General features: G+C 50.6%; 21 protein-coding genes and 1 tRNA gene. 7 read left to right on the plus strand and 15 right to left on the minus strand.

Annotated elements, in window-relative coordinates; genetic code table 11:
* Positions 1-13: 13 nt before the first annotated feature.
* On the plus strand, positions 14-541 hold the full coding sequence (locus tag IQ268_RS01245) for a methyltransferase domain-containing protein (RefSeq protein ID WP_193874698.1): 528 nt from the start codon (positions 14-16) through the stop codon (positions 539-541).
* Positions 542-760: 219 nt separating this feature from the next.
* Here the strand turns inward: IQ268_RS01245 and IQ268_RS32015 are convergent, their stop codons facing one another.
* From IQ268_RS32015 to IQ268_RS01270, 3 genes are all read right to left on the minus strand, one after another.
* Positions 761-6,094 carry a TylF/MycF/NovP-related O-methyltransferase gene (locus tag IQ268_RS32015; RefSeq protein ID WP_228034974.1) on the minus strand — a complete coding sequence of 1,778 codons (5,334 nt, stop codon included), beginning with the start codon at positions 6,092-6,094 and terminating at the stop codon, positions 761-763.
* 101 nt (positions 6,095-6,195) lie between these two features.
* Positions 6,196-7,173, minus strand: a complete 978-nt coding sequence (locus IQ268_RS01265) for an FkbM family methyltransferase (RefSeq protein WP_193874700.1) — start codon at positions 7,171-7,173, stop codon at positions 6,196-6,198.
* A 62-nt stretch (positions 7,174-7,235) separates the two neighbouring features.
* Positions 7,236-7,622, minus strand: coding sequence for a tetratricopeptide repeat protein (locus IQ268_RS01270; protein ID WP_193874703.1), 387 nt, complete (start codon positions 7,620-7,622; stop codon positions 7,236-7,238).
* A 189-nt stretch (positions 7,623-7,811) separates the two neighbouring features.
* On the opposite strand from IQ268_RS01270, the gene IQ268_RS01275 reads away from it, so the two are divergent.
* Complete coding sequence (locus IQ268_RS01275) at positions 7,812-8,609, plus strand: hypothetical protein (RefSeq protein WP_193874705.1); 798 nt, start codon at positions 7,812-7,814, stop codon at positions 8,607-8,609.
* Here the strand turns inward: IQ268_RS01275 and IQ268_RS01280 are convergent.
* On the minus strand, positions 8,606-9,019 hold the full coding sequence (locus tag IQ268_RS01280) for a hypothetical protein (protein ID WP_193874707.1): 414 nt from the start codon (positions 9,017-9,019) through the stop codon (positions 8,606-8,608). The two genes, IQ268_RS01275 and IQ268_RS01280, sit on opposite strands and share 4 nt — an antisense overlap.
* A 5-nt stretch (positions 9,020-9,024) precedes the next feature.
* Entirely contained in the window at positions 9,025-9,840 is an 816-nt protein-coding gene (locus IQ268_RS01285; RefSeq protein WP_193874709.1) for an FAD-binding domain-containing protein, read from the minus strand.
* Positions 9,841-9,895: 55 nt separating this feature from the next.
* Here IQ268_RS01285 and IQ268_RS01290 point away from each other — a divergent pair, with 55 nt between their 5' ends.
* A complete protein-coding gene (locus tag IQ268_RS01290) occupies positions 9,896-10,711 on the plus strand; it encodes an aminotransferase class IV (protein WP_193874711.1) in 816 nt (271 codons plus the stop codon).
* Between the two features lie 80 nt (positions 10,712-10,791).
* On the plus strand, positions 10,792-12,630 hold the full coding sequence (ftsH3, locus tag IQ268_RS01295; RefSeq protein ID WP_193874713.1) for an ATP-dependent zinc metalloprotease FtsH3: 1,839 nt from the start codon (positions 10,792-10,794) through the stop codon (positions 12,628-12,630).
* A gap of 218 nt (positions 12,631-12,848) precedes the next feature.
* Here ftsH3 and IQ268_RS01300 read toward each other — a convergent pair whose 3' ends face one another.
* From IQ268_RS01300 to IQ268_RS01315, 4 genes are all read right to left on the minus strand, one after another.
* Positions 12,849-13,352, minus strand: coding sequence for a PRC-barrel domain-containing protein (locus IQ268_RS01300; protein ID WP_193874715.1), 504 nt, complete (start codon positions 13,350-13,352; stop codon positions 12,849-12,851).
* A 166-nt stretch (positions 13,353-13,518) separates the two neighbouring features.
* Complete coding sequence (locus IQ268_RS01305; RefSeq protein WP_193874717.1) at positions 13,519-14,586, minus strand: DUF2382 domain-containing protein; 1,068 nt, start codon at positions 14,584-14,586, stop codon at positions 13,519-13,521.
* Between the two features lie 78 nt (positions 14,587-14,664).
* Complete coding sequence (locus tag IQ268_RS01310; RefSeq protein ID WP_193874719.1) at positions 14,665-15,918, minus strand: DUF2382 domain-containing protein; 1,254 nt, start codon at positions 15,916-15,918, stop codon at positions 14,665-14,667.
* 173 nt (positions 15,919-16,091) lie between these two features.
* Positions 16,092-17,129, minus strand: coding sequence for a DUF2382 domain-containing protein (locus IQ268_RS01315; RefSeq protein ID WP_193874721.1), 1,038 nt, complete (start codon positions 17,127-17,129; stop codon positions 16,092-16,094).
* 438 nt (positions 17,130-17,567) lie between these two features.
* Between IQ268_RS01315 and IQ268_RS01320 the strand changes: the two genes are divergently transcribed.
* Both IQ268_RS01320 and IQ268_RS01325 read left to right on the plus strand, forming a co-directional pair.
* Positions 17,568-18,239 (plus strand): bifunctional 4-hydroxy-2-oxoglutarate aldolase/2-dehydro-3-deoxy-phosphogluconate aldolase, encoded by a 672-nt coding sequence (locus tag IQ268_RS01320; protein ID WP_193874855.1) that lies wholly within the window; start codon positions 17,568-17,570, stop codon positions 18,237-18,239.
* 346 nt (positions 18,240-18,585) lie between these two features.
* Positions 18,586-19,656, plus strand: coding sequence for an isopenicillin N synthase family oxygenase (locus IQ268_RS01325; RefSeq protein ID WP_193874723.1), 1,071 nt, complete (start codon positions 18,586-18,588; stop codon positions 19,654-19,656).
* An 18-nt stretch (positions 19,657-19,674) separates the two neighbouring features.
* Here the strand turns inward: IQ268_RS01325 and thrB are convergent, their stop codons facing one another.
* The 3 genes from thrB to IQ268_RS01340 all read right to left on the minus strand — a co-directional run bounded on the left by thrB (position 19,675) and on the right by IQ268_RS01340 (position 22,504).
* Complete coding sequence (gene thrB / locus IQ268_RS01330; protein ID WP_193874725.1) at positions 19,675-20,604, minus strand: homoserine kinase; 930 nt, start codon at positions 20,602-20,604, stop codon at positions 19,675-19,677.
* A gap of 293 nt (positions 20,605-20,897) precedes the next feature.
* A complete protein-coding gene (mazG, locus tag IQ268_RS01335) occupies positions 20,898-21,728 on the minus strand; it encodes a nucleoside triphosphate pyrophosphohydrolase (RefSeq protein WP_193874727.1) in 831 nt (276 codons plus the stop codon).
* 149 nt (positions 21,729-21,877) lie between these two features.
* Complete coding sequence (locus IQ268_RS01340) at positions 21,878-22,504, minus strand: metal-binding protein (RefSeq protein WP_193874729.1); 627 nt, start codon at positions 22,502-22,504, stop codon at positions 21,878-21,880.
* A 106-nt stretch (positions 22,505-22,610) separates the two neighbouring features.
* Between IQ268_RS01340 and IQ268_RS01345 the strand changes: the two genes are divergently transcribed.
* Positions 22,611-22,682 (plus strand) — tRNA-Val (locus IQ268_RS01345).
* A 105-nt stretch (positions 22,683-22,787) separates the two neighbouring features.
* Here IQ268_RS01345 and IQ268_RS01350 read toward each other — a convergent pair.
* The 3 genes from IQ268_RS01350 to IQ268_RS01360 form a co-directional block, all read right to left on the minus strand.
* The gene (locus tag IQ268_RS01350) at positions 22,788-23,702 is read right to left on the minus strand and encodes a YihY/virulence factor BrkB family protein (protein WP_339383336.1); all 915 of its coding nucleotides are present in this window, start codon (positions 23,700-23,702) and stop codon (positions 22,788-22,790) included.
* A gap of 109 nt (positions 23,703-23,811) precedes the next feature.
* Positions 23,812-25,521, minus strand: coding sequence for an urease subunit alpha (gene ureC / locus IQ268_RS01355; RefSeq protein WP_193874731.1), 1,710 nt, complete (start codon positions 25,519-25,521; stop codon positions 23,812-23,814).
* A gap of 165 nt (positions 25,522-25,686) precedes the next feature.
* Positions 25,687-26,298 (minus strand): glutathione S-transferase family protein, encoded by a 612-nt coding sequence (locus IQ268_RS01360; protein WP_193874733.1) that lies wholly within the window; start codon positions 26,296-26,298, stop codon positions 25,687-25,689.
* Positions 26,299-26,331: the final 33 nt, after the last annotated feature.

The raw sequence follows: 26,331 nt of genomic DNA on the forward strand, positions 1-26,331 counted from the left end.
ACAACATTTAGGTATGTCAATGATCCAACTTCACATTGGTGGCAAAGAACCACATCCAGACTGGAAGATTTTAGATATTGAAGCACGTCCAGAAGTTGACTTTGTAGGAGATGCAGCCTGCCTGGAACAGTTTGAGGATAATTCCATCGCAGCCATTTATGCCAGCCATGTGTTGGAACACTTCTACTATCAACTGGATGATGAGTTACTTCGGACGCTCACTGAATGGCATAGAGTGTTACAACCCGGCGGTAAGCTGTACATTAGTGTCCCCGACTTAAAGAAGCTGTGCTGGTTGTATCTGCATCCTAGATTAATGCCCATCGAACGCCATCACATTATGCGAATCATGTTTGGTGGACAAACGAATCAATATGATGTTCATAAGGTTGGTTTTGACTTCGAAACTCTGGCTCTGTACCTGGAGGAAGTCGGTTTTCGTGCCTATGAGCAAATTGCAGAATTTGGCTTATTCGAAGACTGTAGTAATCTGCGTTTGCTAGAAACTCTCATTAGCCTGAATGTTGTAGTCACAAAATAAGTCACAAAACAGAAGATAAGTCAGTCTGGCCGCACGATTCTTGGCGATCGCACCATCTGTCAAATAACCACCCATAACCTGTAGAGACTGAAAACCGCGTCTTTATGGGTTATTGAGTTAGGCCATCCACGCCATCGCCAGTGTCTTGGGCTGGGCAGAGCCAAAGCCTACGCATGCGAAGAATCTAGCGTTTGAGCAGGGTTGAAGGGATCAGAAATTTCAAGAACTGAGCTGTTCTAGAGAGTAAATCGTAAGGGATTCTGTACCAGCGGTAGCGATCGCCTCTGAATTTTCCGGCTCTAAACTAATGCGCCCTTGAAGCAAAGAAGTGAGCGTCTTCCAATCCAATCGGCTGAGTTCTCCAACCAAAGCAAGTTCTGGCCCTTCGGATAGATCGACCTCTTCTTCTATTAAAAGATGCATCGCAATGCTAGAAAGTGCCAGGTCTGCCTCTTCATCTGCGATTCCTGTGGTATCTATCAGTAGCGTTGTTTCATCCCTCTGGATGGAATGGGCAAGGATTTTGATCGTTGAAATGAGGCTTTGAACAAGCAACTCTTCCGACTGGTGCCAAGCTGGAAAAACAATGAAATTAATTGTTTGCAATCTAAAGTTTTTGATGAATTCGTCAGATTGATAGGTGTGAAAGAGCTGTTGAAACAGATTGCCGAGTTGACAGGAATAGTCTTGGCTATCTAAGAATCTGGGATTTGCTTGCATCGCTTGCCTGATTCGTTGGCTGAGTTGCGATCGCCATTCTGGAGATGTAGCGAGCTTAGTGGCTACTTCGATATAAGCTGTTTCATCACAAGTTATCAACTCGGGAAGTTGTAGTTCCTTGAGATAAGCCGCTGCATGTTTGGCACGCAAGGCATTGCCTTCTATCACCACCGTTGGTAAGTTGACTTCTAAAGCATCAACCAGCGAATGACCACCCGAGTGCCTGAAGGAATCAAGGTAAATGTCAGCCAGCTTCAGGTATGCCTTCACATCTTCGCGGGTAGGCAATGTATCCAATATCATTAAACGATTTGAAGCAACACCATAGCGCTCTAAAACCTGGTGCATTTGTTGAAGCCACAATGCCGATGGATACGAAGAATTCCAGCTAGGAGAAAATGGATACAACATGAGGACTGAATCGGGTATAGCAGCCAAAAGCTTGCCCCATGCTTCTCTCAATTCAGGGACAATTTTGTAGAAATTAGCCCCAGACACCAATACAGTAGTGTTCTCATCAATGCCTAAACTGCTTCGGCTCGGTTGAGCAGCAGGAGATTGATTGGCCACAGTGTAGTTGAAACAATATCCAGTGCCATCAACCGTCACTAGCCTTTCTCGATAGGAATCTTGGGCACCCTGTTCCAGTTCTGAAAGATTACCAGAGACGAAGTAATCTATGTTTCTGATTCCTGTCGAAACTGGAGCAGAACCAAATGCAAGCTGTACTCTAGCTAAGCGATGGGTTGCCAGGAGGGTAACCGAGTTGGTTGAAACCGTGACATTGGTACCGATGAGTAGAAGATCCAAATCATCCGCTCGAATCGTTTGGACTGACTCAGCGATATCATGCTCGGAAAGCTGAACAACCCGATCTGCTTTAGAGTGGCAGTATTGTTCTAGTGGATGATGGTTAATGTGCAGTGAGTACAAGACAATTTCAAACCGATTCCGATCCAGATGTTCAAAGACAGGAAGTGTCTGAAACGTATCCGTTTGTGGGCTGAAATGAGTATTGAGAATACCTAAACGGATTTTCTCTCGATCGCTCCCCCGCCCGGAAAATTGATAATCAATCTGATGTCCATGATGGTGTAATACCAGTTCCAGGATATCTGAGCGTTTGGCATAGAGATCGTTTAAGTTGGCTTCGCTAAAGTAAAGGGGAATGCAATTTGTGCTTTGAATAAATTGGAGAGCAACCTCTTGCCACAGCTCTGATTCTGGCTGGCTAGAAAGGTTGTGATACAAGTAATCAACCCATTGCTGCATATGGCGGTAGTAGCGATCGACCTCTCCCACCTGGCTAAACAGAGGTTGAGCTGCTGCCACAAACAGAACATAGTTGTGAATCAACCACTCTGGTAAGCGATCGAGTTCATGCTGCCAGGTCAATTCATGCGCCTGACAGTAGAGCATTGCGACGAGAAGGCCAGGAATGTAGCGATCGTTGCTTACTCCTGCCGCGATTGCAGCCGTCGTTTCTTGAATTAACTGTTGTTCTGCTGCCGTTAAAGGTAAATGCTTTAATGCATTGCCTCCATTACGTTCAAGCCCATGAAGCAGAGCATGGGCTTGCCCTAACGCAGTTTGAGACATAGCCTGTAGCTGGTTTTCTGGTAGTTCTAGCCATTTCTGAGCGATGTCCCAGCGAATTTGTCTTAATTGCTCAATCCGTGCAGCATCACTGGGGGCTTGTTGGTAGTATCGGATAATTTTTTCAAGCTCTTCAATGGAGGGAAAGCCAGTGAGACTGAGCGTCGCAAATACTTCCTTTTCTTTGGCAGCAGACTGGAAGCGCGACAACATTTCCTCTGCCAAATAGAATGCTGGCATGAGCTTGAGAACAGCGTGAAGGTATTGTTCTGCCTGCTCTAAGTGTCCTAGCTTCTCTAAAGTCTGCGCCAACTGCCAAATCATCTGCCAGTAGTTACAGCTTGGGACAACAGCGTCTGTTTTGCGGAACCACACGCCCGTATCGTCAATGCGTCGAAGGGGAAATAATGTAGCGTGCAGTCGTTCAAAATCATGAATCGCTTTCCTGCATCCTTCCCAAAAGCCATAATCATCGACCTGAATGAACCCATCAGGCATGACATTGCCATATAGCGTTTTGAAAATGTCCATTGTTGACTCGTACCAGTCTGCATCGGCATGTAGAAACGCAATACTGCCGATCACTGGTTTAAGTTGGGGCAATGTTTGTTCAAACAGCCCTGGAACAGGAACAACTATGTTGCCAACGCCAAGTGCCTGACAAACAACGTTTAAGTTTTCCATGATTGGAGCAGCCAGTGTACCTGCTCCTAATCCTGTTGCATTGGCTGGAACACCGTTGTGTCGATCCACCTCAATGGGGTCTGGCATGCCAGCAAACGTGTCGAAGGCATATAGCAGACGAGGCCGCAGACTGTATCGCTGAATCACTGCTGCCAGCAGTGCTGCTGATCCACCCTTACAAGTACCACATTCAACGAAATTACCAGGAATATCATCCAGGCAAACTTGTTTTGCTAATGAGTAAAGAGAAAACAGCCGCTCCTGGCTCAGCAATGTGTATGGTCGGATAATGGTCAGGATAGACTGGAATTCATCATCCTGATCCAACTGATGAATAGGGTTAGTAGCATGTGCTAAGGCATGATGCTGTAGGCTTTGCTGAAGATCTCCCTGATGCCAATACAGAGCAGTTAAATGATGATGGGCGATCGCAGACCCAGGATGCAAGTGTATAACGTCGTTAAAGACAGCGATCGCCTGGTCTATCTCACCCTTCAGATACCTTTCTTTCCCTTGTGAGTGCAGTTTGGCGAGCTGAGTTCTGGCATTGAGATCAAGGTGTATTTGTTGAGGAGCAGGTATTTTCAACTGCTGAACCCATCTGCCTAGCTTCGCCAGAACGGGGTTAGCTTGCTCCAAGTTCAACTCGGCATCGTCTTGTGTGGCACCGCTGACAGGATGTTGCTGTAAATGTACAGGCAATTGCCAAATAATGTTTGGATCGGGTTGGTGTTGCACGGGTTGTACATTACCTCGCCATGCCACACCCATAATTTGCATGGTTTGATAAACCAGCGTATTCCAGCCCTGCTGCTTGAGGTAATCTAGCCCTTGCGCGACATCGGGAGATGCCAGGTCATGGAATACGATGATGGCATCAGGTTCAGCCAGTTTCTCACAGGCGATCGCATCTTTTAACGGCCCTGGCGCATCGTGATCACCATCAATGAAAATGAGTGACCATTTGCGTTGCTGTTGTGCGGCCACCTCTTCTACTTTTTGGGGGCTAAAACCAGGAATCAGAGTAACAGAATTTTGCACTCCTGCTGCATGTAAGGATTCGCTGACGCTCTGATAAAACTCAGTGCGCTCCAGCAACGGATCAATAACATCCAGTTCTACCCCTGCCAAAGCCAGGTGGCAAGCAGACCAACCCAGCCAACAGCCCACTTCTAACGCTTTTTTATCTTTGAATTGAAGAGCTGTGTTGTAGAGGATGTGAGCTTCATCACGGCTGAGAAACCCTACCATCTGCGCCCGTTCATCGACATACCAGTTATGGGCAATCCCTCGTCGTAAATATTGCCATGCACAGGTATCTGTATTGCCCACAATCATATGTGGGAAAGCAGCATCCGGACGAACAACGGCAAACCCCGGAGAAACATAGTCTCCAGAGGGAAGCAAGGCACGTTCAACAACAGCCATAGTTTGCTGCACCATCCGCTCTTCTGTAAACAGTTGCTCGGCGCGCTGTTGAGCGGCCAACCCTTGAGATTGACGCAAGGACGGGTTCTCTACCCAGATTGTGACGGTTGACACTAATTCGGTAATGGTTGATTCAGGGTCAAGCTTGGGATCGGTCAGTAGTTGCCCCGTCTCTCCTAGCTCTTCTGGAATGCCACTCACCGCTGAAGCAATAACAGGAAGCCCCTTAGCCATCGCTTCCATAATCGCTAACGGCATTCCTTCCCATTCTGAAGACAATACAAAAATGTCGGATGCATCCAGCCAATCGGCAATATCCCAACGTTGTCCCAATAGCTTGACGTGATCAGCAACATCCCACTGCTGAATGATACTGTTTATCTCGTCTTTGAGGCTGCCATTGCCTGCCCAAACAAAATAGAGGTTGTGCCAAATTGAAGACTGTTGAAGTTGGGCGATCGCATCTAACTGGTACTGCCATCCCTTTACTGTCTCCAGACGGGCGGCTGTGAAACACACAATGCCCTCTGGGGGAATTGCCCATTCTTGACGGAGGCGATCGCGCACGTCTGGGTTAGGGGGTGCAAAATACTGCTTTGGTCGTCCATAGTGAATGACCTGTCCCTGCTCTTTGGGCAATTTGAACTGAGAATGCAACCAGTCGAGATTGTCTTGGGAAACCGCTATGACTGCCTGTGCCTTTGCATATTGATGGGATAGCGGATCGAGGTGGTTGGCAAACCGCTCTGATAGATACGGAGCAACAAATCCAATAACAACAATGTAGGGAATATTGGATGCTAATGCTGCCTGTTTTGCCGCGAAGTTAGACAGTGGGCTGCAATCGCTGAAGATAATTAGATCGGGCTGACATTCAGTAAAGATAGATAACGCATCGTCAGAATTGGTTAACGTCCGACCAAAGTCCTTTGCACTATCAAAGTTTAACCACCGATGCTGAATTCCCAACGCCCGCTGTTGATTAACCAATGGGCTATCGCTCTGGCTCTGCACGACGGTTACTTGATGCTCGCGGGCGGCCAGAGCTACAAGCAGCGTGTGATTATATTGAGCAACACCACCCAGATCTGGATCGTCGGTGTACAGAAGAATGTGTTTGTTCATAGTGCTTCTCTGGGGGGTAAGAGACGTTTGCGGGAGCGATCGCTATCGTTCCTTGCTGTAACGTAGCCACCATCAGCATACCCATCTGCTATCAGTTGGCATCAGATCATGCCTGGACTGATGTAGCTGCGGATGTTGGCAATGACGGGTAGGGCATTCAGGTTGTGCATCAGATCGGGAAACGCAGATAGCCCTTCAACAATGTTGTCGGCAAAGTTGAAATTGGGATTACTGCCGTAGTTGAGGGTCAAGTACTCCAGCAGTTCCAGCGCATAATCTGAGAATTCCATGACATCAGCAATGCAGGCCAGTTTAAAAAGCTGTTCGGGCGTTTTAACGCGAACCGTCTCGGATGGCTGAAGCAAATCATAGAAGTAGAAAGCATCACCCCAGAGAATTTGCCCTGGATTCGTTTTAGAGACAATGGGCGATCGCGCTCTGCTGCCGTAACCCGCCTCCAGGTTAAATAGGGCAAAGTTCCTGGCTCGCAAATAGTTATCCACATCGGCAAACAGAGGTTGGTTGAGGTATAAGGGCGAAAATTCAACTTCAATTTGTATCGCCAAAATCTTATCCTTCAGAAGCGTTGCGGCTCCTTCTAGCACCTGAAGATCGGCACCCTGAACATCCACCTGCAAGAAATCAATCTCGCCAATTTCTGCTTGCTGACAAAAATCATCCAGGGTGGTGAGTTCTACCTCTACAGTGAAGTCCAGATTCATTACATCTGGTAGCCCATTGAAACGGGACAGGAACGGTTCGTTAGGCGGATACAGGGAACTACACATTGGATCTTGTGCCACATACAGCGTTGCTTCCCGATTGGTATCGCCGATCGCCAGTGGAATATGCTGCTCTGTCCAGTTCACCTGACGATTTTCAATATCAGCATTGGCTGCATTGCAGGCATCGGCATCGGCATCAAAGCCATAGATGGTAAGATTGGGCGCAAAAATATTCCAACCCAGGCTGGCGTAGTCATTCTCAGCGCCCAACTTGCGAGAACCAACATTACAAACAGTCAGGTGGGTTTGATCCAAATGACCACTTTTCTTGAGGCTAGAAAGAAACACTGGCATGGGGCGATTCTCTACGTTTAGGTGAACTATTGGTTTAGGGGGGGCAGTGATATCTGAAACGGCTAACGATCGCCCGTTTCTTGCTTTAGTTCATCCAACGCAGACTGGTAATCGGCGCGATCGGGATAGAGGTTTACTAACGTTTCGAGAGGGGCGATCGCTCCCTGGCTATTGTCCATTGCCAATCGCGTATTGACCAACCCTTCTAATGCCGTCTGGTTCATTGGCTCTCGGCTCAGAATCGATTCATATCCCGTCTCTTGGGCCTGCAACTTTTGCAGCATTTCTGCTTCCGATTCAACCACTTCTGGTTGGTTCACTTTTGTAGCACTGCTGAAGAGATTCACAGTGGAAGCGCCAAGCGGAACCAGCAAGAACAGTGACGAAATGAGCGTAAAGAGCTGAACTAATCGTCGTTTAGACGCACCCTGGGTGTTTTTGAGAGCCATACCGGATATCCTATGTGTGCTGCCATATGCGTGCTGCCAGTGATCAGAGTACCCATCCTGTTTGGGGTGCCATCAGGGATTGCGGGTGTGCTTATAGCCAGAGTGGGCGATCGCCGCTGTTTCCTTAACGGAAGCAGTTGGGTAGCATCTTTAAAATAACGATACTAACCCTGTGTAGAGGCTGAGAAAATGGCATCCCGGTTTAGCCTTCAGTTGAATCAAGCGGTTGCTGCTGTTTGCGTGGCTATCATTTGTGTTGTGGCGATCGGTGCAATGCAGATTCCTCGGTTGAATGAGCTGCGCCGCACCTCTGCTGTGATGGATACACAAACGCTAAATCAGCAGGTTGAAGCCGATAGAGTTCAGTTGAGTTTTTTGAATAAAGCGCCGACCTTTGGCTTCAACAATCTGCTGGCAGACTGGCTCTTCCTCGACTTTTTGCAATACTACGGAGACGACGAGGCGCGAGCTAAGACGGGCTACGGGCTGAGTCCAGACTATTTTGAAGTTATTCTAGGCCGTGATCCTTACTTTTTAGAGGCGTACACTTTTTTATCGACCAGTTCCACCATTTATGCCGGAATGCCAGAGCGTTCAGTGGCTATTATGGAGCGGAGTTTGAAAGCGATGAAGCCCAATGTACCGCCCGGTTCCTATTTTGCATGGCGACAAAAAGGAATTGATGAACTCTTATTTTTGGGAGACGCTGAGGCGGCACGACGCTCATTTGAGACTGCCGCTGAATGGGCCAGCCAGTCGTCGCTAGAGGGCAGCGATCGCGTTGCTGAGATGTCTCGGCAGACGGCTGATTTCTTAGCCAAAAATCCGAACAGCAAGTCGGCTCAAATCGGTGCCTGGATCATGGTTTATACCACCACTCCAGATGAGTTGACGCGCCAGGTCGCTGTGCAGCGAATTGAAGCGCTAGGTGGGCAAATTGTTGAAGCAGACGGTGGTTTTAGCGTGCAAATGCCAGAACAAGATTAAGGCGTTAACCAGGCGCGATCGTGCTGGTGCCAATAGCGCGAGAACCGCCTTGGCGATGAATGGTCATTTACCGGGTAGACCTCCGGATAGGCTACCAGGTTGGCGTAGGATTGCAGATCGTGCTGCCACGCTTTGATGATGTGGTTGGGCGTTTCAGTCGTCACAATTTCTGTTGCCTGGTGCTGCTCTAACAACTGACGCAGGAGTGGAACGGTATTCCCCTGATAAATTTGGATATCCGCGATTTCCAGCAGTGATTCGTAGATGAACTGAATCCGGTGCTTGGAAATTTGCCACTGCTGTAGATAGGGCCGATCAAAAATGTAAATCCGGGGTGCGGTTGGATAGTCTTGCACCATTGGATGCGCCGGATTAAGGCCATCTTCGTTAAACCAGATGAGTGCTGTCATAGTGTTTAGCGGTAGTTGCCAGACGCGCGGCTTGATGCTGGAGTGTAGTCGTTGCCAAACAGGCGATCGGCCAGTTCCTCATAGGAGTAATTGAACGGATCATCTTTGCGAGGATCGCCCGGTAAAACAGAGCCAGCATACCGCTCTAAATTTTCGCGGTTAAAAATATAAGGCTTGTGGGAGAAAGTGGACGCAACCCACTGCCAGGACAGATGATTGCTGGCCAGATCGCCGTCAATGAGCAGGGCATACATCCAGTCGGCACCCGTGCGCCAGTGAACCTGGCGAAAGTGGACAATGTAGCTGGCAAGATACATGCGGGCATGGTTGTGGAGATACCCTGTCTCTTTCAACATTCGAATGAACGTATCCATTGAAGGAATACCTGTTTCCCCCCGGTCGATATCGTCTGGCAGCGTGGTTTGATGTTGCCGCATGGGAACTTTAGGCGGTTCTAGATCTTGGAGAATGCGATCGCCCTCGTCCTGATAAACCAGATGAAAAAAGGCACGCCACGCCAACTCCGAAACAAACTTCTCAACGGAGTGAGATGCCTGGTGCTGCAACGCCCACTGCCGCACCTCCTCCAGCGTGATACAGCCTCGGCTCAGGTAAGGCGATAGCTGGCTGACAGCACCATCCAAAAAGTTACGCTGTCTGGCATATTTTTCAAGCGGGAAATGCTGTAATCGCTCCAATCCGGCCTTTCTACCGCCCACATGCGGGGATAGACACCCCGTATTCTCAAGAAACGGAAACTCGGTTTGGATATAATCGGCGATCGCGTTGCGGCTCTCCAAATTGGTGCGTAGGGGCTGCATTGTTAAGTTTTGTATCTACATCTCATGATTCTAACGCATGCAGCGAGGAGAACCGATGTCATCCCTTAGCCACTGGTATAACGGCCAGATGTGTCACTCTGGGACAGTAGAATTAGCGATCGACGATCCGGGACTGCTCTACGGAGCAACGCTGTTTACAACGATGCGGATCTATCAGCGATCGCTAGAGCATCCGTTGACGGCGTGGCAAGCCCACTGCGATCGCCTCCAGCAAAGCTTAAGCGCCTTTGGCTGGCAGCCTCCAGACTGGCAACGGGTGCAGCACGGTGCCGCGCAACTGGGTTTGCAGTATCCGGTGTTGCGAATCACACTCTTTGCCGATGGGCGAGAGTGGATTACAGGACGACACTTACCGGATGGGTTAGCACAGCGCCAAAAAAAAGGCATTGCTGCGTGGCTGGCTGATGGTTCTGAATTCCATCGCCCCCTTGCCTCTCATAAAACAGGGAACTATCTCTCAACCTGGTTGGCTCGTCAGGCGGCAGCACAGCACGCAGGGATGGAGGCTATTTTGACCAATCCTGCGGGAGATTGGCTGGAAACGGCTACTGGAAACCTTTGGGGATGGCGGGATGGCGGTTGGTGGACTCCACCGATTTCTGAGCCGATATTAAGCGGGATCGCCCGATCGCAACTCATTTCCTGGCTGAAGTGGCAGAATGAAGGTATCACGGAAGAGCCTTGGGATGAGGAGTTGGTGTTAGGGTTTGAGGCGATCGCTTATAGCAACTGTGTGGTGCAACTTATTCCAATCCACACGGTTTTGAGGCCGTCAAAGTCCCTAACTTACAATGCAACGCACGCAGGATTACAGCGATTGTGTGGACTATTCCATTCGGTATCGCATTGAAATCCTAATATGCGTTACATTAGTTAACAATAAGAAATTCTGAATGTGCTCGCATAGAAGACGTAGGAGGAACAACCTCGGTGAATAAGCGCTGGAGAAATGCGGGATTGTACGCCCTTTTAGTGGTGGTGGTTATCTTTTTGGCAACCGCCCTGCTCGATCGACAGCCCCAGGATGTCGAATCCTGGCGTTACAGTCGGTTTATTGATGAAGTTCAACAAAACCGTGTTGAGAGAGTCAGCGTCAGCGCTGACCGGACTCGGGCGGTTGCGACCACAGACGATGGTCAGAAAGTGGCCGTTAACTTGCCCAACGATCCTGAGCTGCTCACAATTCTGACTCAAAATGGGGTAGACATTGCGGTTTCGCCTCAAGCAGAGGATAACGTTTGGGCACGGGTGCTGAGCACGCTTCTGATTCCGTTCTTGTTATTGGTCGTTCTGTTCTTTGTGCTGCGTCGAGCGCAGAATGGTCCCGGTAGTCAGGCGATGAACTTTGGAAAGTCTAAAGCCCGAGTACAGATGGAACCTCAAACCCAGGTGACTTTTGGGGATGTCGCTGGCATTGAACAGGCCAAGCTGGAACTGAGCGAGGTGGTTGATTTCCTCAAGAATGCCGATCGCTTTACGGCGGTGGGAGCCAAAATTCCTAAGGGTGTGCTGCTCGTAGGTCCTCCAGGAACGGGTAAAACGCTATTGGCGAAAGCTGTGGCGGGTGAGGCGGGCGTTCCCTTCTTCTCCATCTCCGGTTCGGAGTTTGTAGAGATGTTTGTTGGGGTTGGTGCCTCCCGTGTCCGTGACTTGTTTGAACAGGCGAAAGCAAACGCCCCTTGTATCGTCTTTATCGATGAGATTGACGCTGTTGGTCGCCAACGGGGTGCTGGCCTGGGTGGCGGGAACGACGAGCGAGAGCAGACTCTCAACCAGCTCTTGACGGAGATGGATGGCTTTGAGGGCAATACTGGCATCATCATTATTGCAGCTACCAACCGACCAGACGTATTGGATGCAGCATTATTGCGGCCTGGTCGTTTCGATCGCCAGGTTGTGGTCGATCGCCCCGATTATGCCGGACGGTTGGAAATTTTGAATGTCCATGCTCGCGGTAAGACCCTGTCGAAGGATGTTGATCTGGAGAAGATTGCTCGTCGGACTCCCGGATTCACGGGTGCGGACTTGGCAAACTTGCTCAACGAAGCGGCGATTTTGGCGGCTCGTCGTAACTTAACCGAGATTTCGATGGACGAAGTCAACGATGCGATCGATCGCGTTTTGGCTGGCCCTGAGAAGAAAGATCGGGTTATGAGCGAAAAGCGAAAGCAGTTAGTGGCTTACCACGAAGCAGGACACGCGCTGGTGGGTGCCCTGATGCCGGATTATGACCCCGTTCAGAAGATCAGCATCATTCCGCGCGGTCGTGCTGGTGGTTTAACCTGGTTCACCCCTAGCGAAGATCGGATGGATTCGGGGTTGTACTCTCGTTCTTACCTACAAAACCAGATGGCCGTAGCGCTGGGTGGTCGAATCGCTGAAGAGGTCATCTTTGGCGAAGAGGAAGTAACTACGGGTGCTTCCAACGACTTACAGCAGGTGGCGCGGGTGGCGCGTCAGATGGTAACTCGCTTTGGGATGAGCGATCGCCTGGGGCCTGTAGCGCTGGGTCGTCAGCAAGGCAACATGTTCTTGGGACGAGATATCGCAGCAGAGCGAGACTTTTCGGAAGAAACGGCAGCCGCGATCGACGATGAAGTTCGCAATTTAGTAGAGCAGGCTTATCGTCGCGCCAAGATGGTTTTGCAGGAGAACCGTAACGTGCTTGACCAACTTGCACAAATGCTAATCGAGCGTGAAACGGTTGACTCTGAAGAGTTGCAAGAACTGTTGGCAACTAACGACGTAAAAGTGGCTTCCATTGCCTAGAGAGTGGAACGAAGGTTAGCTTAAAGGGGCGCTGTCATAGCGCCCCTTTTCGTTTTCACGATATGGTTATCTGCGGATTGAAATTAGGTTTGCTCAATGATGGGTTTTAATGATGCGTTGAGTTAACCGTAGATGCATTTGTATGAGCAAGCGACAGTAAAAACAGATGGTTTAAGGTTAATGAACGCTGTTTAAAGTCTTGATTTGAGTTGCGGCGATCACTGACCCCGATGGGAGGTGAGCTGTTGTTCGCATTGTTCTAACCGCTGTTTGTCTGGCCCGGCCAGCGTATACAGGGCAGAGTCCTGCTCGTATTGGTAAGTGTTGCGATCGAACAGGGTGTTTCCTGGTTGCGACCCACGCCGAATCACCATTGGACGAAATACTTTTCGTACCATTTCCTCGTAATCCTGGCTGATGGCAGACTGGTTTTTGTATTCGGGCAAGGTGTCAATTTGCTGTTGTTTTAACCCATCTACATAGATACGATGCGAGTCGTAATCGAAGCGAACAACGCCCATTGGAATAAGAATGCATTTACCAGCATCCACAATCAAGTAGCGAATACAGCCTGCCTGTTCATCCATCAGGACATCTTGAACCGCGCCAACGCGATCGCCAACGCCTGTGTAAACCTCAAATGACTCGAACACAATCTTGCTATCTTCATCAGCAAACTGCTCGTAATGTGGATAGCGCTGCTTCAACTGAAGAAGTGCCATAACTTACCTCCCGGACTGAGTGTCTATCATTTATAGGCTAGGAGCCTGACCACAATCGCTCATCTTTCAGACGAGTGACCTTGCCGAGCTTGCTACAGTCAAAAGAGGTAAAAAAAAGGCGTTGCCGGAAGCAACGTCTTGACCCAAAACCGCTCACTTGAAGCCGTTACGGCTTACGGTATTTGTTGAACCATTCTTGATAGGTCTGCTGCACATCCCAACTGTCCAGCAGAACCTCAATGTTGACCTGAGTACAGCGATGATCCATGCTTTTGGCGATCGCCTCTAAAACATGGCTACCCACTCGCGGTGACGTAAACTCCATGTGAGTCTTTTGGGTGTCCCAATAGCGCAGGAAAACGTCCACCTTAATGAGCTTACAGCGATGGCGAATAGTACCTGCGATCGCCTCCAAGATGGAACGAGCTGCTTCTAGCGAAACGAACTCTCCTGTCACGCTGGGATGATGGGCGGCATCCCTGGGCTGCACCAGTTCAACGCCAAGCACCGCACCTTGCCCTAAATCGACCTCTGCCAGTTGTTTGTGTTCGTCGCCGACTTGCTCAATCACTAGCTTTTCCCAGCGCACGGGAACTTCTACAATCCGCGTTTCAACCGTTTTGCGAATTACAACTTCACCCGCCTTCCGCTTTTTGTGGGTTATGTCTAGCTTCTCTTCGAGCAAGCGAATCACTTGTTCTCGAACCGTTTTGGGTAAGGATGAGGTGTCGCCTAGCAGGTCACCCTCAATCGGTTCAGGCTCCGTAGCTGGAGCGGTGGTTATTGCCGAGGGTTGCAAGGGGGCGATCGCCATAGCCTGATTGGGAAAATCAGAAGGGGGCTCAATCTGAGCCGAAACAGACTCAGCCGTTGCTGGGGTGTTAATCAGGTCACCGCTTTCGTTTAGTTGCAGCTCATGATACGAACTGCGAACGCCGTTAACCTTGGCAAACAGAACTCGATTGGGAATGTCAATGCGATGGAGCGATCGACTGCTCAGGGTAAAGGCATGATCCGGTGTGGTTGAATCTACCTGGGACACCACCAAGGTAAAGTAGCCATCGGCATCAGACGGATCAAGGATCAGATCTTGAACAGTACCAACAACTTGACCCTGGCTATCCTGGACTAAAAACCCTTGCAACCGCCGTTTCAGCCTGTCAAGCAACACCTTGGCATACTGTGCGTTTGGAATGACGGCTCCCGGTTGTTTTGTAGTGACTGAACTATTCATGGGGCAGGTTCACTAAATCGATTGAATGATCATGAAAGGTTAGACAGGCTGAGTTAAGTCGGCCAGAGTCGCGATCGGTTACTTCCAGTCTACGGCTGGATTTCCTTCTGTCTTAATTTCTAGCTCTTCACGTCGTAATGATTCCTCCGTGCTGACGGTTTCCCGCGATACTTCTTTACGGATTCGGATCTCTTCTCGCACTATAGGCCGTTTGCGAACTTCAACGGTTTCTTCGTAGAGTTCAATTCGAGCAATAATCTGAGTTCGGAAATCGTCGGAGGAGAGAGCAACATCCTGACCGGAATGACCTGAAGGATTCCGTTCGATAATCAGCCGCTCTTTTTCGACGGGAACCGAAACGCGAGCCAGTTCCGTTTCAACCCGCTTGCCGATCGCCACCTCTCCTGCTTTTTGACGATGCTTATCGGCCACTAATCGCTCTTCGTAGGCTGGAATAATCTGCTGGTCGCTGGGTGACGGGTCGCCAGCAGCCTCGGAAACGGCGATCGCCTGTTCGTGGGATGCGACCGAAACGGGTGCGATCGCCGATGTTGGGTTGGGATTGGCTAAAGGCCGATTGAAGGTTTCGTGCAGCAGCAGGTTATCGCTGGTCGTTGCCTCAGTTGTGGAGGTGGGAGGATTCGCTGCCGGGGCGATCGTCTCACTTACAGCGAGATCTTCGCTCAGCGCAACAGCTTCGCTTGCAGTAGCAGTTTCGCTTGCAGTAGCAGTTTCACTCACAGCGTCATCTTTACTATCCACGCTGATGGTATGCAAACCGTTAGGACGAACAGCAGAGACTAGCGGTTCTGCAACAGCAGTGCCCACTATCAGGCCTTCATTAGTGCTGGCGGTAGAAACCGCCGTTGGTTGTTCAGGGGAATCCATGCGGGTTGTGGCAAAGGCGCTGTCTGCTTCGGCCTCTTCGTAAGAAAAAATTTCTGCTTCTGGCGCAACCTCAGCGGTGGAAGCGCGATCGTCCTCAAGCAGGTCTGCGTCTGCATCGGAGTACAACAACTCAGCGGTTGTTTCGTCGTCGTAAGTAGGTAATACTTTCGCTTCCTGTTTAGTAAGACCCGTCAGATAAAGGCATTGCTGGTCGGGGCTACTCTGGAACTGACCCACCGGTAACAGCACCCTTTTGCCAAAGATCCAGAAGCCTGTATCCATTACTAAATAGCGAAGATGACCTTCTCGATCTACTAAAGCGCCACTCGTTGTGCCCACTTTGTCGCCCTCTTCGGTGTAAACGGGCAATCCTTTGATGTCGTCACCACCAAACAGTTCATCCTGGTAGTCTGGGTAAAAGTCTTCAAGCTTGTAGAGGGTCATAGCATTTCCTCAAGCAGCTAGCGCCTTGCAAATATTGCAAATAGTATGACGGATTCAACTAAATTACTATCTATTAAGTCGTGCAGGTAGATAAAACTCCACCTGCACGACTTCAGTTATTGCTAGTTTAGTTCAAACCGCTGCTGACATTGAGGTAAGAGGTCAGCGCTAACTTAGCGGTTTGGCCGTTTGATAGAAGGGTTGCCTTCGGTGTTGATGTCCAGTTCTTCGCGTCGCAGTTTCTCTTCGGCACTAACGACATCGCGATCGACTTCTTTATGGATATCAACCTCTTCACGTACAACCGCTTGCTTTTGGATGTTCGCCTGTTCTTCGTATACGTCCATTTTGGCAACTTCGTTACTACCAAAGTTGTGGTTTGTTGCCGGTGTTGTTTGCCCGGGCGCATTCCGTTCGATGACAACTCGCTCGCGCTCGACCGGGACAGATGCTTGTGCTGTTTCCGTCTCGACGCGCTTGTTGACGGCAACTTCACCTACTTTAGCTCGCTGCTTTTGAGCAATTAGACGCTCTTCATACAGGCGCAGGCGCTGATTTTCTCGCTCGTTCAGGGCATACAAACCGGGTTCCCGGTCATAATCGTAAGCACTGGCAGAACGGCGATCGCTTAAATTCTGGTTAGCAGCACCCGTCGGAGCAACAGCAGGATTGACGTTTCCGCGAGTAGCGGCATCGCGACGATCAATGTTGTCATTTGTCGGGTTGGTTTTTCCGGTCATGCTAGCAGCACCCGCCATACCAACACCCGTCATGCCAGCAGTACCCGCTGTGCCTGTACCAGGTGCGTAGGATTGCCCCAAGAACTGAGCGTCACGACGCTGGGAGGCAAGCGGACGGTAATGGCCTCGAACCTGCTCTTCGTAATCGGAATCGATCGCCATGTCGTCACTGAACTCTGGCAAATTCTCGACCTGCTCTTTCGTGAGGCCATTGACGTAAACCCGTTCGGCATCGTAATCGAAGTGAGCCAAGCCAATGGGAAGTAACACCGTTTTGCCAAAGACCCAAAATCCGGTGTCAACGATGAGATAGCGGAAACGACCTGTCTGCTCGTCCACTAACGCATCTTTTACAGAACCGACTTTATCGTCGCCTTGAGCGTAAACGCTGAAGGAGTCAAAATTAACATTGCCTTCAGTTGATGTGTCGTTATCGCCTTGATAGTAATGTTTAGATTTGATAAGTGCCATAGTTTTTCTTAAGTGTTCGACAAGTACGCCCATCTTAGAAAGAGGGTCATTTTGGCTCATCCTCCTAATGACTGAACGCTCATTTAACTAAGTGGATAGAGTAGCGTTGTAGCGATCGCTGCCTCCATGATTTGCAGTCAAATGATTGAAATGACTGGCCTCCAACTCGTTTTCATCTATGTTGTAACGAAGCAAATTAGCTATCAGCAAATGTCGAGATGGCAACAGAGTAGTTAGTGTTCCTCAAAACCAAAACACTCTCTGATAAACGAAAAAATATTGTAGACTGTACATCTCTATAAACAAACATCTCTATTGAAATCATATGAAATTACATTGAATTGAACTTAAGCTAAATTTCATTTTTTGACGCAAATTAAATTTCGTTTATCTTAATTTCTGAACTCAGCAACTCTAAATACTTTGTAGCGATCGATGATGAGCGATAAACCTGTGCCTAAATTCAGTGCGGCCTGGTTGAATATGGTGCGACAGCAACGGGCAATTGCCGTCATTCGAGCAGACCAGATGGAACAGGGACGAAGAATGGCGCAGGCGGTGGCAGCAGGCGGCATGAGGCTAATTGAAATTACCTGGAACAGCGATCGCGCTGCGGACTTAATTCGGCAACTTCAGCAAGACCTGCCGGACTGCACCATTGGAACCGGAACGCTATTAACGGCGGATGACGTGCAGCAGGCGATCGCCGCTGGGGCACAGTTTTTGTTTAGCCCACACACAGATGCCACTCTAATTCAGATTGCGGTTACAGCCGATGTGCCAATGGTACCGGGGGCGCTCTCACCTTCCGAAATTGTGGCGGCATGGCAAGCGGGTGCCACGGCTGTCAAAGTGTTTCCCGTTCAGGCAGTTGGGGGCGCAGGCTATATCCAGAGTTTGCAAGGTCCACTGGGGTCGATTCCGCTCATTCCCACCGGTGGCGTGACGATCGACAACACTCTGGACTTTTTGGCGGCTGGCGCGATCGCAGTTGGCCTGTCGGGGCAACTTTTTCCAACACAGGCGATCGCCACCCATAATTGGGCACTAATTACTAATCGGGCTAAAACATTAATGCAATATCTGCAAAATTCCGTACCGCCTATTTAGATCATCCTGAACGGTAATCTTTAGCACCCATTTGCGCTTCAAGAACAACTGCCATTTGGGAGATATTAAAGACATCGGAAACAGAAGCGGCTACGTGCTTTTTCAGCCCGTTGGCGAAGGCTCATGAAGAAACGAAGGGGCTGAGGCAACTTTGAACACTCGTAGAGAAAACCAGGATACGCAGCAGAGCGTGTAGTGTTTTCTGAGGCAGTGGAGTACGGCGAATTGCAAATCATCGATCGCAGCTAGTTGCGGCCAGTTGGAGCTGTTAGCTTTGCTTGATCCTGGGAAAAGTGGAAGTAGATTTTGACATCCTCTGCCCCACAAGTAGCCATAAGGACTTGAGATGACTGATTTGAAAACGTTGCATCTACCTCAAACCATCACGGGAACGCAATCTGACATCGACCTGGCACATGAAATGATTCAAGCCTGGAGAACCGACGGAATTGTTCAGGTTGCGACTAACGCCATTCAGCATCAAAAGACCGAGCGTGCCTTTGACGCAAGCAAACGGTTCTTTCGTATGCCTTTAAACTTCAAATCGCAATGCATCAGCGATCTAACCTACAGCGGGTATATTGCTTCGGGTGAGGAAGTTACCGATGGGCAAGCCGACTACTCGGAAATATTCACGGTCTGCAAGGATGTTCTGCCAGATGATCCCCGTGTGCAAAAGCAATGGCCGTGTCATGGGCCAGTACCCTGGCCAGATCAGAACTATCAGCAAAGCATGACCGCATTCATGGATGAACTGGGTTGCATTGGCAATGTATTGCTAAAGTTACTCGCCCTTGGTCTGGGGTTGAACAACATCAATGCTTTAACAGAACTGACAGACGATGGTTGGCACCATATGCGTGTGTTGCGGTTCCCAGCAGCATCGGCACACTCGGCGAGGGGAATTGGTGCCCACACCGATTATGGGCTGTTGGTGATCGCCGCCCAGGACGACGTAGGCGGTCTCTATGTTCGTCCCCCTGTTGCCGGAGAAACGAGAAACCGAAACTGGCTACCCACTGAAAGTTCTGCGGGTATGTATGAAAACGAGGAGCCGTGGACGTTTGTAAAGCCCGTACCAAAGGTGCTGACCGTATTTCCTGGCGATATTCTACAGTTCATGACCCACGGTTACCTGCTCTCAACGCCGCACAAAGTCAGGCTGAATACAAGAGAACGATTTGCGCTGGCATACTTCCATGAGCCTAAGTTCAGCAGATGCGTTCGTCCGTTGTTTTGGCCGTTGGGCAATGACCACATTGACTACGGGACGCACTTCACTAACATGTTCATGCGGTCTTACCCCGACCGGATTACAACACGACGCATCATCGCCGAAGATCGCCTGACGAACTGGACTCGTTTTGCTCAAAGCCCCCGCGAACGGGTAGCGGGCGGGCAACCTGCTATGTTGTAGCGATCGCCCCTGGACGGATTAATCCTGTAGATGAATGCTGGCACCATAGGTATCAATTTGCAGCGATCGAACATCTACTGCAATTCCATGAGATCTCCAGGCTTCGGTTATGGCTGTTTCTACACCATTGGCCTGCGCCGAGTTGGCTAACGCCAATAACGTTGGGCCTGCACCGCTGATGACCAGGCCATACGCCCCGGCGGCCATCGCGGCAGAATGAACGGCTTCGTATCCCACAATCAGGGATTGCCGATAGGGTTGGTGGATGCGATCGTGCAAGGCCGTTTGTAGCCAGTCGGCACGTCCCGTCTCCAACCCTCTCACTAACAAACCCAGGTGGGCAACGTTGAAAATGGCGTCAGCACGGCTATATTGGGTGGGCAACACCCGTCTTGCTTCAGCGGTGGACAGTTCAAAGTTGGGAATAGCCACGACCGGAACGAGGTCTTCGTGCCAGGGAATATCGCTAATCATCCAGTCTCCAGCGGTGCTGAAGGCGGACAAGCGGCAGCCCCCAATTAAGGCAGGGACGACATTATCGGGATGACCTTCAATGGCGATCGCCAACTGCATAACGGCATCTCGGTCGAGCGGCGACTGTGCCAGCAGGTTAGCACCAATCAGACCGCCCACAATTGCAGTGGCGGAACTGCCTAACCCTCTAGCCAGCGGTACTTCTAGCTGAATAGTGATCTGAACGGGTGGTACAGGCTGATTGAGATGCTCGTAAAGCTTAACAAATGCCTGATAGGCCAAATTACTTTCATCTGTTTTGACGCGATCGGCTTCTGCGCCACTCACTTCAATGTTGACGGTTGCAGGCGTGGCCGATTCAAGTAATGAAAACTGAAATTGATTATGCAGCGACAAAGCCGCGCCAACACAGTCAAAGCCAGGGCCTAAGTTGGCTGTGGTTGCAGGAACACGGACAGTTACGGTTTTAATCATGCTAAATCAGCGATTTGACTCTTTTTCAGGGAGAGGCAGCGGGCGGTTCACCGGGACGGAAACTAGCCTAATGGAATCAGGCGATATCGATAAAGTCGGCAGTTAGGAACGGTTGAGGAGCAACGTTGGCAGTTGGTGGAGATTCTTTAAAATCAACTATGTCGCTGCGATCGCCTGATGGCTCTCTATCCAGCCTGGTTTGTTCAACTCTGTACAGATAGATCACTGTATCAGCTCTGGCTACTGCTGCGGGAAGCAACTGCTGCGGTTGGCGAGGCGGGGACAGTGTTAATTTACTGACCAGCCAGACGAGCCTTAGCTTGCTGCCAAAAAGCTTCCAGTTCCTCTAAGGAATAGCTGGAAAGGGGGCGATCGATCGCTTCTTCGACTTGAGTAAACCGTTGAATAAAGCGGCGATTGGTTTCCTGTAATGCCTCAGATGGGTCGAGGTCGTGCCAGCGAGCAATGTTGATTAGCGTGAACAACACGTCTCCCAGTTCCGCTTGCTGTCGGGCTTTACTTTCTTCGGCAATTGCATGGTGAAATTCGGCTAGCTCTTCATGAAACTTCTCCCAAACGCCCTCGATGCTGTCCCACTCAAATCCTACCGCAGCAGCTTTTTGCGAGATTTTCATTCCGGCCATCAGCGGCGGAAGCGATCGCGCATAGCGGCTGAGCCGGGGCGAGAGCCGCTGATCGTCTGTTTTTTCAGCTTCTTCAACGGCCTTAATTTGCTCCCAGTTTTGCCGCACCTCGTCTACGTTCTCAACGTTGATGTCTCCAAACACATGCGGGTGACGGCGAATTAGCTTTTCGCTGATGTGGTCTGCTACGGTTTCCAGCGTAAATTGTCCTGACTCGCTGGCAATTTGTGCGTGCAAGACCACTTGCAGCAGCAAATCCCCCAGTTCGTCGGCGATCGCGCTTGAATTACCCTGGCGGATAGCGTCTACCACTTCGTAGGCTTCTTCAATTACGTAGGGCATCAGCGATTCGGGCGTTTGGGCGAGATCCCAGGGGCAGCCACCTTCGGGCGATCGCAGTTGAGCTACCACCTCAATCAACCGTTGCAGAGCGGCAAGGGTGGAAGCGCGATCGGGTGACTGAGATGCAGGTGAAGCCATAAGTGATACCTATTCAAAAAGAATTGCAATGCCTTGTAAGACACGTTGAATCACAGCGATGCAGAACGAAGTCGGCTCCAGATACCGCAGACCGTTCAAGCGAACCCTCAGCAGGATAAAACGACGCTGTTGGTCATTCTAAATAATTTTCAACGGGGCATTGAGGACTTCTTAGACCCTTTGCGGCGTTTGGGGGCATTGGGCGATCGCGGTTTGGGTGGTCGCCCAGCAGAACGGCGTTTGGCTGGCTTGGGCAACAGCGCTTTCCACCCCTTTGTCTTGACGCGCTTATAGCTTGAAACCGTCCAATCGGCGGTGTAGTGGCTCAGCGCTCCCAGTTCCAGCCCAATCAGTAAAGCAATCCACTCGGCCTGGTGGTGTTGCAGCCCATTTCGCACTCGCTCAACGAATTCTGACCAGGTTAAGCCAAGCTGCCCAATCTCGTTGGCGATCGCCACACCGACAAAGCTCACCAGCCCAACCCAGAGCAGCAGATAAGCAACTCTCAGCACAGTTCCTGTAATGGGAGCATGGGAAAGGGGCGATCGGTGGCGGACACTGCCCCGATAGGGCAGCCAGATCCAGCGCAGCCAGCCCCAGCGTTTGTAATGGACGGAGTGGGTGTCTAAGTCGGGGCCAAGCATTAACCCGCCAAACAAGAACCCGGCACAAACGATGAGGGTAATGGTGCCGCTACGAGACAGCAACAGGGCTGCGATCGCCGTCACAGGCAGAGTCCAGAGTGTGATGCGATCGTGCGTCCGACCTGAAGGCATAGAATTCTGGGGGGTTTAGCCGTTTCACATTAGAATTTTCACATTCTCTTGAGCGATTTAGTGAAAGTTAGCTCGTTCGTCTGCTACAATCAGTTACTGTGTGAACGGGCGATTAGCTCAGTGGTAGAGCGCCTGCCTTACAAGCAGGATGTCACAAGTTCGACCCTTGTATCGCCCATATTGAGCAAGGATTTTGTCCAGCGCATGTGTAACCTGCTTACATAGGGCAGTGTTTGTGCGTGCAGGGGATCTGTTTGACCAGATATGGAGCAACCGCCTGACCCTACTTTTCCTGAAGGCTGGGGGAGGCGATCGCCATTTGCGGCACCCGCACCGCCTGTTCTGAGGGGACGATCGGTGTGCCTCGCCGTTCGGCATACACCTGGGTAAACTCAGCCCCTAGCAAGAGCAGATGAGCGGCGTAATAAATCCAAACAATGACAATCACCAGAGAACCCGCTACACCATAGGCCGACCCCAAACTGATGTGGCCGAGAAATTGACCAAACAAAAACTGCCCAATGCTAAACAGCAGTGCCGTGATGGCTCCTCCCACACCCGCCGCTTGCCATGCCACCCGCACATCGGGCAGCACTCGATAAATTAGCGCAATTAGCAACGTGGTTACGGAAAAGGAGACCAAGAAGTTAACGACTTTCCAGAGATAAATCAAATCAGAATTGATCGCGCTCAGTGCGTCTACGAAATAGCCTAAAACAGCGCTGAGAATAAACGATACTAGCAACAAAAACGCAATCATCAGCACCATTGCAAAGGACAAAAACAGTTTGCGGAAAAAGTAGAGAAACCCATGCTTTGGTGTTGGCACAATGTTCCAAACCTGATTCAGCGCTCGCCGAATTTGAAAAAACAGATTGGATGACCCCACAATCAAAAAGGTGATGCTGAAGAGAACCCCAACCGGGTTGCGGCTGTTGGTGGACTCTCTCATATTGACGATCGCCGTCTCAATCACCTGCGCCCCGTCCCGACCCACAAAATGCTGAAGTTGCTCTACAACCCGCCCTTCTGCACCCGCCTGCCCAAAGAGAACGCCAACCACACCGATGACAATCACCAGCAGCGGTGCCAGCGAAAATACTGTGTAATAGGCCAGGGATGATGCCAGCAACGACGCTTGCCTGAATTGCCATTGAGCCAGCGTGGTTCTCAATAGCGCCCACATTTCCTTGACCACCCGTTCGCTCTCCACCAATCCTTATTGTGTTAAGGATAATGATTTCTGAGTGTTAGTGGCTACAGGGGACGATCGCTACCTCCCTATTTCTGCGAACCCACTAAATTGTTCAAAACAGAAAATAGCGCTGTGCCATTGGCAAAACGGTGGCAGGCTCGCAGGTCAGCAACTCACCATCTGCACGCACTTCATAGGTTTCAGGATCGACCTCTACATGAGGGGTCAGGTCATTCAGCTTCATCTCTTTTTTGGTCAGTTGACGAATGTTAGACACCGCAACCGCCGCTTTTTGAAGCTTGAGCTGGTCTGGAATACCGTCATCTAATGCGGCTTGCGAGACAAATGTGAAAGACGTTGCGGTCATTGCACCGCCAAAACTGGCAAACATAGGACGCATGTGGACGGGTTGAGGGGTGGGAATGCTGGCATTGGCATCGCCCATTTGCGCCCACGAAATCATGCCGCCTTTAATTACCAGTTCGGGCTTCACCCCAAAGAAAGCCGGTTTCCACAAACACAGGTCTGCCAGTTTGCCCACTTCAACCGAGCCGACATGGGCGGCAATACCGTGGGTAATGGCTGGATTGATGGTGTACTTGGCGATGTAGCGCTTGGCGCGAGTATTGTCGTTGCGATCGCTATCCTGACTCAACACACCGCGCTGCACTTTCATCTTATGCGCCGTTTGCCAGGTGCGAATCACCACTTCGCCAATGCGCCCCATGGCTTGCGAGTCGGACGAGATCATGCTGAAGGCTCCCAGGTCGTGCAGGATATCTTCAGCGGCGATCGTTTCTCGCCGAATGCGGGATTCGGCAAAGGCTACATCTTCTGGAATGCCGCGATCGAGATGATGGCACACCATCAGCATATCCAGGTGTTCTTCCAGGGTGTTAACGGTATAGGGACGGGTGGGATTGGTGGAGGACGGTAACACGTTCAGTTCGCCGCATACCTTGATAATGTCGGGCGCGTGGCCGCCTCCGGCTCCTTCGGTGTGGTAGGTGTGGATGCAGCGATTTTTGAAGGCCGCCACCGTGTCTTCGACAAAACCTGATTCGTTCAGCGTATCGGTGTGGATAGCCACCTGGATATCATACTCATCTGCAACGCTGAGGCAATTGTCGATTGTGGCTGGAGTGGTGCCCCAATCTTCGTGCAGTTTCAGCCCCATTGCCCCTGCCCGCACCTGTTCCACTAAGCCCTGCGGTTGAGCGCTGTTTCCTTTACCCAGTAGGCCAATGTTGATCGGAAAGGCATCAGCCGCTTGCAACATGCGATAAAGGTTCCAGGGGCCGGGGGTGCAGGTGGTGGCATTGGTGCCGGAGGCTGGCCCCGTACCGCCACCAATCAGGGTGGTGACACCCGAAGCGATCGCCACTTCAATTTGTTGGGGGCAAATCATGTGAATGTGAGCATCAATGCCGCCTGCGGTGAGGATCATGCCCTCGCCTGCGATCGCCTCTGTACCGGGGCCAATCGTGATGGTGACATCATCTTGAATGTAAGGATTTCCGGCTTTGCCAATGGCGGCAATTTTGCCATCTTTGATGCCGATATCGGCTTTAACAATGCCCCACCAGTCTAAAATCAGCGCATTGGTAATGACGGCATCCACCGCACCATCGGCGTTGGAAATGGGCGATTGCCCCATGCCATCACGGATGACCTTGCCGCCGCCAAACTTGACCTCATCGCCATAGGTGGTGTAGTCTTGCTCCACTTCAATGATCAGATCGGTGTCGGCTAACCGGACGCGATCGCCCACGGTTGGGCCAAAGGTTTCAGCGTAGGCGCGGCGATCCATGCGGTAACTCATAAGCACTCCCCAAAGATATCTGAAGCTCAGAAGACCGATCTTCCAACCAAAACAGCCCACTCATTGTGTGTTTGGTTACTAACCAGGCCAGAGTACCACGCCAGATTTACTGAACTCTCGAATTTGCCCAAAAGTTAAGGTTTGGGTCGAGCGATCGCCCTCTCATTACTGGAATTGTGCCTGCGTGATGGGAACGTGGCGCGGTTGGGCTTGTATGCGTTGAATCCAGGCCTGAATGCCGGGGTAGTGGTCTAAACTAAACCCGCCTTCACTGGCAACGTGGGTGTAGGCAAAGAGGGCAATGTCGGCAATGGTGTAGCGATCGCCCACCAGAAAAGGATGCGCCTTCAACCGTTTTTCCATTACACCCAGAGCCGCATAGCCAGGGTCTCTCTTCTCCTCTAGCGCTTGCCGCTTTTGCTCTGCCATGTCGTGCATCAGCCAAAAGCGAGAGGTGGCAATGTACGGCTCATGGCTATATTGCTCAAAAAATAGCCATTGCAACACTCGCGCCCGTTCCAGCTTGTCATCCGGCAAGAAAGGCGTGCCTTCACTGAGGTAAACCAAAATGGCGTTGGATTCAGACAGGTAAACGCCTGATTCTAGCTCCAGTACTGGAATACGGCCATTCGGATTTTTTTCGAGAAAGTCGGGGGTGCGAGTTTCGCGCTTGATAATATCCAGTTCAATGAACTCAAAGGGAATACCAAGCTGAGTCAACAACAGACGAACCTTGTATCCATTTCCAGAGGGACGAAAATCATACAGTCGATACATATGGAGGCTTCTCGGCTACGTGTGCCATTGCTG

Origin of the sequence: Oculatella sp. LEGE 06141 (assembly GCF_015207605.1) — a bacterium.
Taxonomy (GTDB): Bacteria; Cyanobacteriota; Cyanobacteriia; order Elainellales; family Elainellaceae; genus Oculatella.